The following is a 13,255-nucleotide window of genomic DNA, read 5'->3' as shown; positions in this document are numbered from 1 at the left end:
GAAGACCTGTTTACAGGTTTGTCAGTAATCCCTGGAGTAACGCAACGTCGCGTTCGAGCCGCCGAACGAGCCCGCTTGCGTCAGAACGCTCAGCGATTTGGTGAGCGCGATGGTAAGCTGCGTCGCCGTGAAGCCACGCGCATCAGTGACGATTTCAACATAGATGTTGTTCGTCAGATACTTGCCCGCCGCCAACGCCGTGCCGCGCCCGCTTGCCTCATCCGCGCCGAGTACGCGCAGGCGATCAAAGCCGGTTGCGGAGCGCAATTTACCCAACGGGTTGATCCCGCCCCCCGAACCGCGCAGCGAATTGAGCGCGGCGGCAAGCTGGATCGCCTCCGTCGCCGAAAGATTTTCCGGATTGGTGCCGAACAGCAATCGACTGAGCACTTCGTCCTGCGGCAATTGCGGCGTGGAGGTGAAGGCGATCTGCGGTTTCTGTCCGGTGCCGGCGATATTGATATTGAACGTCGTGCTATCCTTGGTCGTCGTCGCCTGAATGTCGATATCGGGATCGGTCAGCGCGCCGCCGCTGAAACGGATGCGCCCGCGCGTAACGTCGAAGCGGGTGCCCGCGAAAGAATATGTGCCACGGATCAAATCGAGCCCGCCGGTCACCACAGGCGCTCTCGACGTGCCGCCGATGCGGAGGTCCATCTGCCATTCGCTCTCCAGCCCCATCCCGGATACGAACAACTGATTGTCCGCACGGATGCGTACGTTGAGTTTGAACAGCCCTGCCGGCGCGGCGGCAGGCGGGCGGTCTGTCGGCTTCGCGATGCGAATGTCGCGCTTGCGGCGCACCCCGGTCAATTCAGGCACCTCCGCTGCGCCTTCGCGGATGATTTCGTAGCGCGCGTTGGGGATCGTTAGATTGCCCTTGATCTGACCGCCACCCGGCCCGTTGGTGAGGGTGATCGTCCCACTCGCGGCGGCGCCCAGCGCATCCGATTTCGCGAGACTCGCATTGGCGAGCGTCGCGGAGACATTCATCGGATAGTTCTGCTCGGCGGACAGACTAACAAAGCCCTTTGCCTCAACCGTGCCCTCGCCCGCCTGTGCATGCAACGAATCCAGTTCGAGCCGATCCGCGGTGAACCGCGCGCGCAGCCGCATCTGCGTCAACCGCGTGCCATAGGCGCCATTCTCGTAGGTGAGGCTATCCGCCCGCACCAGACCGTTGAGTTGGGGCGCCGCAAGCCGCCCGCCGAAATCGGCAGCGATCGCGATCGGGCCGGAAAGCTGCTGGTTTGCAAGGCCCACGAAGCTGAACAACACCCCGGCCGGCCCGTTATAGCGAATGCCACCACCCAGCGGCGCCTGCGACAGGCGCGTCAGCCACGTCCCCTCGCCCGGCGGGATCGGCCGCAAGGTGGCGACCATCCGCCCGACGGCGACGCTGTCGCGCTTCACCAGCGCGCGCGCCTCGCCGCCCTCACCCATCAGCCGCGCCGAAAAATCCATATCGACCGGCTCCGAAACCGCAGCCAGGCTTGAACGGGTGAAGCCGCTGATCGTTATCCGCGCGTCCGCCTCTGGGAAGGCCCCGGCACCAGCCTGCGTGAAATCCAGGCTGCCCGTCGCCCGCCCGCCGATCCCAGCATCAGGAACGAAGGCGTTGAGGATCGACAGATCGAGGCTGTCGAGCCGCGCCTGCGCGACCAATCTGTCGCCATAGCTGCCCGCGATCCTCGCCCGCCCCTTGTCGAACACGATCAGAGTCGGTTCGAGGCGGTAGCCGCCGTGCGCGGCGATGATATGCGCCGGGTTCCCGGTTTTGAAGCCGATCCCGTTCGCCTGACCGGCAAGTGCAACCAGATAATCGCCGGGCGCGAGCCGCGCGTTGGCGGCGATGCGGAACGGAACGCCGCTCGATCCGGTCAACAGCGCCTGCGCAATGCCCTTGCCGCCGGCATAATCGACCTTCACCCGCGCGGCATCAATCACCGTGGGGCCATAGCGCATATCCGCCACCTGCGCGTCAGCCACCACCTTCGGCTGATCGTACAGAACGATATTCGCGGCGATGAGCGCACGCCCGATCGTGAAATCCACCGCGCCGGGGATTTTCGCCGCATCGGCGCGGACGGTGAGGTCTGCACGCTGATATTTGCCCTCCGCGCCAAGCAGCGCGGTTCCCGACAGCCCCGAGCCGGCAAACCGGAGCTGCCCGGCGAACGGCCCCGCTGCGGTCTGCACGAGGCGGCCGCCGAAGCCCACACCAGCGAACAGCATCTTGCGGACATCGACCACCAATTGCTTGCCGACATGCGCCACCACATCGGCGTTGAACGGCCCATAAGTCGTCCCGCCCGTCGCGGTAACGGCATAGGCGCCGCCCTTCCCTACGATGCGCGCATCGAGATTCACCAGCCCAACGCCTAGACCCGGCCTCGGCGCGCGCAACAGCAGCACCGGATCGCTCGCGCTGCCGCTCACGCGTGCGAACAGCGGACCATATTGCGCCGAACTGGCATCAATGGAGGCCGCGAGCTTTCCGCTCCCAAGCGCGTAACGCCCCTCGCCCCGCGTGACGCGGAATTGCGGCGCGTTGAGCCGTAGATTGGCGAAGGTGACAAGGCCATCGGGCGAATAGCCGATATCGGCGCGCATGACGGCGTTTCCACCCAGGAATCCGCGCGCGCCGGCATTGAAAATCTCGCGCGTCTGCGCGACCACCTTGCCGGTGATACCGAAGCCGCCACGCGCCGCCGGCACGAGCTTCGCGTCCGTCGTCAGGTTGACGATGCCGATGCTCTCGATGCGATAGTTGTTGATCCGGCCTTTGAGCGCGCCGGTGTAGCGCCCCGTCTTGATGTTCGCGGCGATGATCGCGGTGGCATCAACATTGTCCGATCGGATGCGCAGATTGTCCGACATGAACGAGGGCATGGTGATCGCGAAATCGCCGTCGATCCGCACATTGCCGGTCAACCCGCCGATCGCCGCATTCAGCCCGATCACCCGCCTCGCCCGCGCATGTATTGGCACCAGAATGCGATCCGCATTCACGCGCGCGCGCCCTTCGGCGTAGAGATTTTCGACGATGGTTTCGCCAAAGCCGAGCGCGGTGGCGCTGATCTTGTAATCCACCTCGGGCCGGGCGAACGGGCCGTTGAGAACAACCCGCGCGAGCACGTTCCTTCCCCGCACATTGGGGGCGATCGCGCCCGGCGCGAGCAATTGTGCATCCACCGCGAAATTGCCGAAGCGATTGCCCGCCAGATCAAGGATGCCGCCCGCGTCCACCGCCAGAGCATCGGATTTGAGCTTGACCCGCGTGTCGGCCCTGCGCTGCGCAAGCGTGGTATCAATCGCCACGTCGAGCCGGGGCGCCGTCAGCCGCGCGACCGGGCCTTCCAGATAGAGGCCGGGCCGGGCGAAGCCGCGAACCGCGATACGGCCATCGTGCGCCGTGACGCCCAGATCAGCGAACCGACCACCGCCGAGCGTGGCGAGTGCCTTGCCCGACCATGATTTCCAGCTTCCCTTGCCGCCGATCGTCACGGTCAGCGGCGCCTTCGTACCCGCCAGCGACGAAACCAGCCCGCCCACCGGCGCAACCAGCTTCGCATCCAGATCGAGCTTGTCATCATCCGGCACCGCATCCAGCCGCAGCCGCAGCGTATCGCCGCCTGCGATACCCGGCCCGCGCAACGCAACCGCATCGACATCAAGCGTCGCGCGCCGATCCGCGATATGGGCCGCGCCGGTGATGCGCCCGACATGGCGCGCGCCGGCAACCGGCGGCTCCATCACGAAGCGATCGACGCGAAGTTGCCCGATATCAATATTCAGATCGGGCAGGAACGGCGCGTTGGGCTCGCTCGGCTGCGGAATGAACTGGGGATTGCGCGCCAGCGTGACGAGTGCGCTCTCAAGGCTCCGCACGTCGACATGGTTGTTGATGAACGCGAACGGGCGCCAGTCCACGTCGATGCGCGGGGAAGTGAGGAACACGCCCCTGGGATCGCTGACCCGAACATCGGAAAGCGTCATCCGACCGTAGAGCGATCCGTCGATCCTCCCGACGCGGATATTGAGGCCAGCCGCCGTCCTGTAATTGCCCAGTTGATCGGCGACGAAGCGGCGCCCCGGATCGGTGTTGATCCCGAACACCACCGCCAGAACAAGCAGCAGCAGCGCGGCGATCGCGCCGCCGATCCGCTTCGCGATGCGCTGCCACAACGGGGGCGTCACCGCGCGCGGCTCCACCGCGACAGGTGCCTCATCGGCCATCAGAACGCCTGCCCGATCGAGATATAGAGCGCAATGCGGCTATCGCCCTTGCGCGGGTTCAGCGGCGTCGCGATGTCCACCCGCATCGGCCCGAAATTGGTGTAGAAACGACCGCCGATGCCGGCGCCGAAACGCAAATCGCCGCCCTTGGGCAGCACGCTTTCATAGGCGTTGCCGGCATCAATGAACGGCACGATCCCGAAATCGCCGAAGCGATACCGCGCCTCCAGCGCGAATTCGTTGATGCTGCGCCCGCCGACCGGATTGCCTTGCGGATCGAGCGGGCCGAGTCGCTGATAGCCAAAGCCGCGCACCGATCCGCCACCCCCGCCATAATAACGCCGCGACGGCGCGAGATCGTCGCGCGAAATCCCGATGATCGAGCCGGCCCGCGCGCGCCCGGCGATCACCAGGTTTTCCGATACCAGATAATAAAACGTCCCCTCCAGCATCGCGCGGACATAGGGATCAATCGAGCCGCGCACCGACGTTTCCGGGCTGAGATTTAGTTTCAGCCGATAGCCGCGCGTGGGATTGAGCAGATTGTCCGATGTATCCCATTGCGCCTGCGCCGGCAGTGCGACGATGCCATAGGTGCGCCGCACCCGCTCCACACGCGCGAAATCATAGACGCTTTCATTCGTGCCGGTGAGTTCCACGCCATAGGCATAGGTGAATTTCTTCTGCCAAAGCGGCGTTGAATCATAGCTGAAACGCACCGCCAGCGTGCCGGTGATCGCGTTGAACGCATCGTAATTCTGGTGATTGGCCGATGCGATGATCGAGAAGGTGCGATCCCGCTTCCCGGCATTGGCGCGGCGGAATGTGGCGGATGCTCCCTGTTGTTGCGTTCCCGCCGTGGCGCTCGCGATCAGCGCGCCCTCCGGCGGGAACATGTCACGGCTGGTCCAGGCACCTTCGAGCTTGATCCCCTCGCCGGTATCATAGCCCGCCTGCGCGGCGATGCTGCGGGTTTTGCCCTTGCGCTGATTGACGACGAGATCGACCAGTTCCGTCCCGTCAGGCCCCGGCTCCCCGGTCGCGACCGGCTCGACCGAGACCGAATTGAACAGGCCGGTGGCGGTGAGCGCGTGCCGCAGATCGTCCACCTTGCGCGCGTCATACAGATCGCCGGGCCTGAAGCGCGGGAAAACATTCAGATGCCTAAGCGCGAACACCGGGCGCCCCCTGGTGCGCAGCTTCCCGAAGGAACCGCGCGGCCCGGTTTCCACCGGCAGGGTATAATCCCCGGTCAGCGTCTGCTCGTCGAGCAGGATATCGCGATCGCCGACCTTGGCGAAGGGATAGCCGCGCTGGGGCAGGACGAGGCTGACATTGGCCTCCGCCGCCTCGATCCGCGCGGCCTCGATCGGATCACCCGGCTTGAGCGGCAGTTGCTCGCGCGCCAGCCCCGGCGGGATGGTGGGCGGCGCCACGACATTGATCGCGCCGAGCCGATAGAGCTTGCCCGGCACGGCGGTGATGATGGCGCGCGTGGCCGCGTCCTGCGCGGTGGGCCGCTCGATCGCCGAATGCGCCGCGCCGTCATAATAGCCGAGCGACTTCATCAGCCGCACCGCGAGCGCCTCGTCCTCACGCGCGCGGGCGGCGATCTGGATCGCGTTTGCCGCCTTGCCGCCGTCCTTCTTCAGCGATGAGAGCGCATTGAACTGATCGGCGAGGCCGATCGCATCCAGCCCGCGAACGACCGTTTCGTAACGGATCGTCGGCGCTGCCTTATCCTTTACATCAACCGTAGTTTCCAGCGGGGTGCTTTCGAACGTAGTGATCGGCGGCAGCGGCTGAGCGAGTTGCGCGTCGTCCGGCGCGGGGGGCGGCAAGGTGCCGGTCGGCGCGGGTTGCTCAGCCGCCGGCATCGCCTCCAGCGGCGCGTTCAAATCCCCCGAAAGCGGCGGCAGCGCCTTGTCGAACTCCGCGTCCGGCACGATCCACGCATCGCCCGGCGCGCCGGATTGCGTGGATTGAGCGTGCGCCAGCGACGATGTCGCAACGAGCAATACGGCGGCTGCCCAGCGAACCCGTCCAACCGCAAAACTCACGCACGCCCCCTTCTCGTTCGGGGCGCACAATAGAATTCAATGATTTCCCCGAACAAGGGCAACGCGCCGTTTTCCAATCAGTTTCATCCGCGCACCCGCGTTGGGGGCTTGTCTTTCACCCGCGAACGCGGCGATGAAACGCCCGCCACCCGGCCAGGCGGAAGGATCGCATGAAAAAGCATATCGAGGTGTCGCTGGAGAGCCATGTCGCGACCGTGGTGATTGATCGCCCTCCCCACAATCACGTCAACGCCGCGCTGATCGGGGCGCTCGCCGACATATTCGAGGAGTTGGACCGCGACGACCGCTGCCGCGCGATCGTGCTGGCGACCGGCGGACGGGTCTTTTGCGGCGGCGCGGACCTGTCGGGCGACAAGCCGCTGACAACCAACACCGGCGAAGCGGAAACCCCGATCCTCTATCGCAATGCCGTGCGCCTGTTCGCGACGCGCAAGCCGATCGTCGCGGCGATCCAGGGCGCGGCAGTCGGCGCCGGGCTTGGGCTGGCGCTGGTGGCCGATTTCCGCGTCGCCTCGCCGGAAGCCCGCTTCTCGGCGAATTTCGTCAACCTTGGCTTTCATGCGGGCTTCGGCATTTCGCACACCCTGCCGCGGGTGATCGGCGTGCAGAAGGCATCGCTGATGCTGCTGACCGGGCGGCGGGTGAAAGCGCAGGAGGCGCTGGGCTACGGCCTGGTTGACGAAGTGGTTCCCGCCGAGCGACTACGCGATGCAGCACGCGCGCTCGCCGGGGAAATCGCGTTGGCGGCCCCGCTCGGCGTGGAAGCGACCCGCGCGACGCTGCGCGGCGATCTCGCCGCCGCCGTGGAGCGACAGACCCAGCACGAACGCGCCGAACAGGATCGGCTGATGGCAACCGCCGATTTCCACGAAGGCATCAAGGCGGTGGCGGAGCGGCGTCCGGGCAATTTTATCCGTCAATGAAATAACTATGCCGTCAAACGCATTTTTCGTTCACGGATGACTTCAAGTTTTTATTCGACCCCGCTATCGAACGGGTCGAAACGGGGCGGGGGAATCTTTCTCAGGCCGCGGCTGTGTTCCACCTTCGGCAGGATCAGGATTTTGCGCACGAGGACGATCGGCGGAACGGCGAGTATTATTTCGATCGCGCTGCTCATTGCGGGATGCGGGACGGGAGGAAAGGACGCTGGCGCTGACCGGGATCACGGTGGGCGCAATCCGGTGCAAGTCGGCTACGTCGTGGCGCGGACCAGCAGCGTGCCGATCACCGTGGAATTGCCGGGCCGCACGGTGGCGTTCCAGAGTTCCGAAGTGCGCCCTCAGGTGGCGGGCGTGATCCAGCGCCGCTTCTTCGCCGAAGGCTCGATCGTCAAGCAGGGCGAGCCGCTCTATCAGATTGATTCCAGCCTTTATCGCGCGGCGGCGGATCAGGCCTCGGCCAATCTCGCCAGCGCGGAAGCCACGGCGGCGGCGGCGAAAACGAAAGCCGAACGCTATCGCCCGCTCGCCGCAATCGAGGCGGTGAGCAAGCAGGATTACACCGATGCGCTCGCCGCCCAGCGGCAGGCACAGGCATCCATCCTGCAAAACCGCGCGCAACTGGAAACCGCGCGGATCAACCTGCGCTTCACCACCGTCCCCGCGCCCATTTCCGGCAGGATCGGGCGATCGCTGTTCACCGTTGGCGCGCTCGTCACCACCAGCCAGGCGAATCCGCTGGCGACCATCCAGCAACTCGATCCGATCTACGTCGACATCCAGCAATCGGCCTCAGCACTCCTTTCGTTGCGCCGCAGCCTTGCATCCGGCGGCGCGATCCCGACGCGCGCGCCTGTCCGGCTGAAGCTGGAGGATGGCGAGGAATATGCACGGCGGGGCAGCGTGGAATTCGCCGAAGCGGTGGTGGACCCGAGCACCGGCACGGTGACGCTGCGCGCGCGCTTCCCCAATCCCGACGGGATGCTGCTGCCGGGCATGTTCGTGCGCGCCGTTTTCGATCAGGCGATTGATCCGAACGCGATCCTCGTCCCGCAGGCGGCCGTTTCGCGCGATCCCAAGGGCAATGCCTCGGTCTGGGTGGTCGGCCCCGGCGACAAGGCGATCCAGAAAACGATCGTCGCGCCGCGCACGCAGGGCGAATTCTGGGTCGTCACGCGCGGGCTTTCGCCCGGCGACCGGATCATCACGCAGGGAACGAGCAAGCTGCGCGCCGACGCCCGAATCCGCGCGGTGGCAGCGGATTCCCCGCAGCGCATCGAGGCGCCGTCGCAAGCGGAGATGGACCAGCGGCGTCAGGGCCGGAAGGCCGCCTGATCCATGTCGCGTATCTTCATTGATCGCCCGATCTTTGCCTGGGTGCTGGCGATCATCGTGATGATGGCCGGCATCGGCGCGATCATGGGGCTGCCGATCGCGCAATATCCGGATGTGGCGCCGCCCCAGGTATCGGTCCGCGCCTCCTATCCGGGCGCCAACGCCCAGACGATCCAGAATTCGGTCACGCAGGTGATCGAGCAGCAGCTCACCGGGATCGACGGGCTGCTCTATTTCAGTTCATCCTCATCCTCGCGCGGATCGGTTTCCATCACCGCGACCTTCGCCAAGGGCACCAATCCCGATATCGCGCAGGTGCAGGTGCAAAATCAGGTTCAGCAGGCGGTGAGCCGGCTCCCGGCGCAGGTGCAGCAGCAGGGCATCGTGGTTCGCAAATCGAACCCGGACAATCTGCTGATCGCCGGCATCTACGACATCACCGACCGGATGACCAATCAGGACGTTTCGGACTATCTCGTCGCCAATTTGCAGGAGCCGCTTGGCCGGGTGCCGGGGGTTGGCGATACGAATGTGTTCGGCGCGCAATATGCGATGCGCATCTGGCTCGATCCGGGCAAGCTCGCCAGCTTCTCGCTGATGCCGGGCGATGTCATCACCGCGATCCAGAACCAGAATACCGAGGTTGCGGCGGGCGAGATCGGCGCCCAGCCGATGCCGCAGACCCAGATGCTGAACGCGACAGTGACCGCGCAATCACGCCTTCAGACGCCGGAGCAGTTTCGCGAGATCATCCTGAAGACGCTTCCCTCCGGCGCGACGGTGCGGCTGGCCGATGTCGCGCGGATCGAGCTGGGCGCGGAAAACTATGCCTCGTCGAGCAGGGTCAATCGCCACCCCGGCGCGGGGATGGCCGTGCTGCTCGCGCCGGGCGCCGACGCGCTCAAGACGGCGGAACTGGTGAAGGCAGAGATCGCGCGCATCTCCAAAACCTTCCCGCCCAATCTGCGCGTTTCCTATGCCAATGATTCGACGGACTTCATCAAGCTGTCGATCAGCGAGGTGGTGAAGACGCTGATCGAGGCGATCATCCTCGTCGTGATCGTGATGTTCGTCTTCCTGCAAAGCTGGCGGGCGACACTGGTGCCGACGATCGCGGTGCCGGTCGTGCTGCTTGGCACGTTCGCGATCTTCTATCTCGCCGGGTTCACGATCAATACGCTCACGCTGTTCGGATTGGTGCTGGCGATCGGCCTGCTCGTCGATGACGCGATCGTCGTGGTCGAGAATGTCGAACGGCTGATGCACGAAAATCCGGAGATGACGCCGCGCGAGGCGACCATCGAATCGATGAAGGAAATCACCGTCGCGCTGGTCGCCATCGCGCTGGTGTTGTCGGCGGTATTCCTGCCGATGGCGTTTTTCGGCGGCTCGACCGGCGTGATCTATCGCCAGTTCTCGCTCACGATCATTTCCGCGATGGTGCTTTCCGTTGCCGTTGCGATCATCCTTTCCCCCGCGATCACCTCCAATCTGCTCAGGCAGAAAAGCATGGAGCCCGATCCGCGCGATACATGGCTCGGGCGCCACGCGCCGTGGCTGATCGATGGCGGCGAGCGCGCCAAAATCTGGTTCAACAGCAATTTCGATCGGGGCGTGCAACGCTATACCGGCGCGGTTGGGCGGGTCGTGGAGCGCAAGTGGCTGTTCCTCACGATCTATGCGGTGATTGTCGCCTTGCTCGCGGTGTTGTTCCTGCGCCTGCCGACCGGCTTCCTCCCGACCGAGGATCAGGGCGGCGCGATGGTCCAGATCCGCCTGCCTGCCGGCGCAACGCTCAACCGCACCACCGCGGTGCAGCGCGACGTCGAACGCTATTTCATGGAAAGCGAAGAGAAAAACCTGAAGACCCTGCTCACCGTGGCAGGCGGCGGCGGTGGTGGTGCGAGCGGCCAGAACACGGGCCAGGGTTTCATGACGCTCACCGACTGGTCCAAACGCGAGGGCAAGGAAAACAGCGCCGACGCGATCGCCGCGCGCGCATCCGCCGCGTTCAGCAACTTCCGCGACGCACAGGTTTTCGTGATGATCCCGCCGGCGATCCGCGGACTGGGCCAATCGGATGGCTTCACGGTCGAACTCCAGAACACCGGGGGGCTGTCGCAACAGGATTTCGCCGCGGCGCGCGACAAGCTGGTGGCGCTGGCGAGCGCCGACCCGAAGCTGAAGGGCGTGCGCCTGTCCGAATTGCCCGATATCGGCACGCTTCAGGTGAATACCGACGCGCAGAAAATCGCATCGCTCGGCCTGACCCAGAATGACGTGAACACCACGCTCTCCACCGCCTGGGGCGGGCGCTATGTCAACGATTTCGTCGATCGCGGCCGTGTGAAGCGTGTCTATGTGCAGGGGGACGCGCCGTTTCGCTCCGCGCCGAACAATATAGATCAATGGTTCGTGCGTGGATCGGGCGGGCAGATGGTGCCCTTCTCCTCTTTCTCATCGACAAGCTGGTCGCAGGCGCCGACCACGCTGTCGCGCTTCAATGGCGTTCAGTCCTTCGAGATTCAGGGCTCGGGTGCGCGCGGCGTCAGTTCGGGCGATGCGATGCAGCGCATTGCCGAGCTTGCCGCGAAGATTCCGGGCACCAGCATCGCCTGGTCGGGCATTTCCTATCAGGAGCGCCTGTCGTCGGGACAAGCGCCGCTGCTCTACGCGCTTTCGCTGGTGGTGGTGTTCCTCTGCCTCGCCGCATTGTACGAGAGCTGGTCGATCCCGCTCGCCGTGCTGCTGGTGATCCCGCTCGGGCTGATCGGCGCGATCCTGTTCGTCACGTTGCGCGGACTTACCAACGACGTTTATCTGCAAATCGGGCTGCTGACGACGATGGGCCTTGCCGCCAAAAACGCCATCCTGATGATCGAATTCGCCGAGCAGGAGGAACGGAAGGGCAAGCGCGTGATCGAGGCGGCGCTCGCGGCGGCGCGCATCCGCCTGCGCCCGATCCTGATGACGAGCTTCGCCTTCATCTTCGGCGTGCTGCCGCTGGCGATCTCCACCGGCGCGGGCGCGAACAGCCGGATCGCGATCGGCACGGCGGTGATCGGCGGCATGCTGACCGCGACGATCCTTGCGGTTTTCTATATCCCGATGTTCTTCGTCATCGTCCGCCGCGGCTTCCGGGACACGCTGGCGCGCATTCGCGGCGAGGAGCCGGGATATCACCCGCCCGAAGCCGGCGCCGCATCGCCATCGGGCGCGCAATCATGATGCGCCGCGCCATCCTGCTGGCCGCCGGCGCATCGCTATCCGCGTGCAGCATGGCGCCGAAATATGTGCGCCCGGAAGCGCCGGTCCCCGCGTCCTGGCCGATCGGCGACGCTTATCTGCGGCAGAGCGAGGCATCGCTGCCGAGCGTCACCTATCGCGACATCTTCCGCGATCCGCGGCTGCAACGGATCATCGGCCAGGCGCTCGCCAACAATCGCGATCTGCGCATCGCGGCGGCCAATATCGAGGCGGCGCGCGCGCAATATCGCATCCAGCGCGGCGAATTGTTCCCGACCATCGGCGCGAGCGGCGCCTATGGCTACAGCCACAGGAACACCCCCATTGCGACCGGCACGGCCAACACGGAATCGCTTTCCACCAGCATCGGCGTAACCGCGTTCGAACTTGATCTGTTCGGCCGCGTCCGCTCGCTGACCAGCGCCGCGCTCAACCGCTATTTCGCGCAGGAAGCGACCGCACGTGCGACGCGGCTGACGCTCGTGGGCGATGTTGCCGGCGCGTGGCTGAGCTACGCCGCCGATCGCAGCCTGCTTGCGATCGCGGAGGAAACCGCCGCCAACGCCCGCCGCAGCGTCTCGCTAACCGATGCGCGACTGAAAGGCGGCGTCGCGCCGCGCACCGATCTGCGGCAGGCCGAACAGGTGCTGGCAAGCGCGGAAGCCGATCTGGCCGCGCAGAAAACCGCGCTGGCGCAGGACGTGAACGCGCTTCAGTTGCTCATCGGCGCGCCGGTCGACCTCGTATTGCTCCCCGCATCGGTCGATGAGGCCGGCGCCGCCATTGCGGAATTGCCCGCGGGGCTCGATTCGAGTGTTCTGCTGCGCCGCCCCGACGTGGTAAGCGCCGAATATGCCCTGCGCGCCGCCAACGCCCAGATCGGTGCGGCGCGCGCGCAACTTTTCCCGAAAATTTCTCTGACCGGGCTGCTCGGTTTTGCCAGTGGCGCGCTCAATTCGTTGTTCGACGGCGGCGCGTTCAACTATTCGGGCACCGCCAACGCGGCCTATCCGATCTTCAGCGGCGGGGCGGGCAGCGCGGCGGTCGCCCAGTCCCAGACGCAGCGCGATGCGGCGCTCGCCACATATGAAAAGGCGATCCAGACGGCGTTTCGCGACGTGGCGAACGCGCTCGCACGTCGCGGCACGATCGCCGATGAGCTGGCCGCGAACCAGCGCAACGCCGATGCCGCGCTCGACAATTATCAATTGGCGGATGCGCGTTATCGCGGCGAGATCGACACGTTCCTCGCCACCCTTGTCGCGCAGCGTTCGCTCTATTCGGCGCAACGCGGGCTGGTTCAGACCAAGCTGACACGCGCCACCAATCTGGTAACGCTCTATCGCGCATTGGGCGGGGATTCATTGCTCGATGCCGGTCCGGCTGGGCCGGAGCTTGCGAAAACGCCGTGAT

At 65.4% G+C, this 13,255-nt stretch carries 7 protein-coding genes; 4 read left to right on the top strand and 3 right to left on the bottom strand.

What is annotated here, in order from left to right; translation table 11 throughout:
- Nucleotides 1-21 precede the first annotated feature (21 nt).
- On the bottom strand, nt 22-4,239 hold the full coding sequence (locus Q0316_RS04395) for a translocation/assembly module TamB domain-containing protein (RefSeq protein ID WP_298670138.1): 4,218 nt from the start codon (nt 4,237-4,239) through the stop codon (nt 22-24).
- A complete protein-coding gene (locus Q0316_RS04390; protein WP_298670197.1) occupies nt 4,239-6,236 on the bottom strand; it encodes an autotransporter assembly complex family protein in 1,998 nt (665 codons plus the stop codon). Before Q0316_RS04390 ends, Q0316_RS04395 begins: the two co-directional genes overlap by 1 nt.
- Nucleotides 6,237-6,469: 233 nt before the next feature.
- Between Q0316_RS04390 and Q0316_RS04385 the strand changes: the two genes are divergently transcribed.
- On the top strand, nt 6,470-7,243 hold the full coding sequence (locus tag Q0316_RS04385; RefSeq protein ID WP_298670136.1) for an enoyl-CoA hydratase/isomerase family protein: 774 nt from the start codon (nt 6,470-6,472) through the stop codon (nt 7,241-7,243).
- Between the two features lie 50 nt (nt 7,244-7,293).
- On the opposite strand, the gene Q0316_RS04380 is transcribed toward Q0316_RS04385, so the two are convergent.
- On the bottom strand, nt 7,294-7,440 hold the full coding sequence (locus tag Q0316_RS04380; RefSeq protein WP_298670201.1) for a hypothetical protein: 147 nt from the start codon (nt 7,438-7,440) through the stop codon (nt 7,294-7,296).
- On the opposite strand from Q0316_RS04380, the gene Q0316_RS04375 reads away from it, so the two are divergent.
- The 3 genes from Q0316_RS04375 to Q0316_RS04365 are packed head-to-tail and all read left to right on the top strand — an operon-like array spanning nt 7,433 to nt 13,254.
- Nucleotides 7,433-8,596, top strand: a complete 1,164-nt coding sequence (locus Q0316_RS04375; protein WP_298670195.1) for an efflux RND transporter periplasmic adaptor subunit — start codon at nt 7,433-7,435, stop codon at nt 8,594-8,596. The two genes, Q0316_RS04380 and Q0316_RS04375, sit on opposite strands and share 8 nt — an antisense overlap.
- A gap of 3 nt (nt 8,597-8,599) precedes the next feature.
- A complete protein-coding gene (locus Q0316_RS04370) occupies nt 8,600-11,824 on the top strand; it encodes a multidrug efflux RND transporter permease subunit (protein WP_298670134.1) in 3,225 nt (1,074 codons plus the stop codon).
- Nucleotides 11,824-13,254, top strand: a complete 1,431-nt coding sequence (locus Q0316_RS04365) for an efflux transporter outer membrane subunit (protein WP_298670194.1) — start codon at nt 11,824-11,826, stop codon at nt 13,252-13,254. The genes Q0316_RS04370 and Q0316_RS04365 overlap by 1 nt, the downstream gene beginning before the upstream one ends.
- Nucleotide 13,255 lies beyond the last annotated feature (1 nt).

Source organism: uncultured Sphingomonas sp. (assembly GCF_937871615.1).
Lineage (GTDB): Bacteria > Pseudomonadota > Alphaproteobacteria > Sphingomonadales > Sphingomonadaceae > Sphingomonas.
The sequence above is the reverse complement of the archived record's forward strand: the minus strand, read 5'-3'. Positions and strand labels throughout refer to the sequence as shown.

Coding starts and splice junctions, on each gene's coding strand:
- Q0316_RS04385 (WP_298670136.1), top strand. CDS start 6,470: ATGAAAAAGCATATCGAGGTGTCGCTGGAGAGCCATGTCGCGACCGTG.
- Q0316_RS04370 (WP_298670134.1), top strand. CDS start 8,600: ATGTCGCGTATCTTCATTGATCGCCCGATCTTTGCCTGGGTGCTGGCG.
- Q0316_RS04395 (WP_298670138.1), bottom strand. CDS start 4,239: ATGGCCGATGAGGCACCTGTCGCGGTGGAGCCGCGCGCGGTGACGCCC.
- Q0316_RS04365 (WP_298670194.1), top strand. CDS start 11,824: ATGCGCCGCGCCATCCTGCTGGCCGCCGGCGCATCGCTATCCGCGTGC.
- Q0316_RS04380 (WP_298670201.1), bottom strand. CDS start 7,440: ATGAGCAGCGCGATCGAAATAATACTCGCCGTTCCGCCGATCGTCCTC.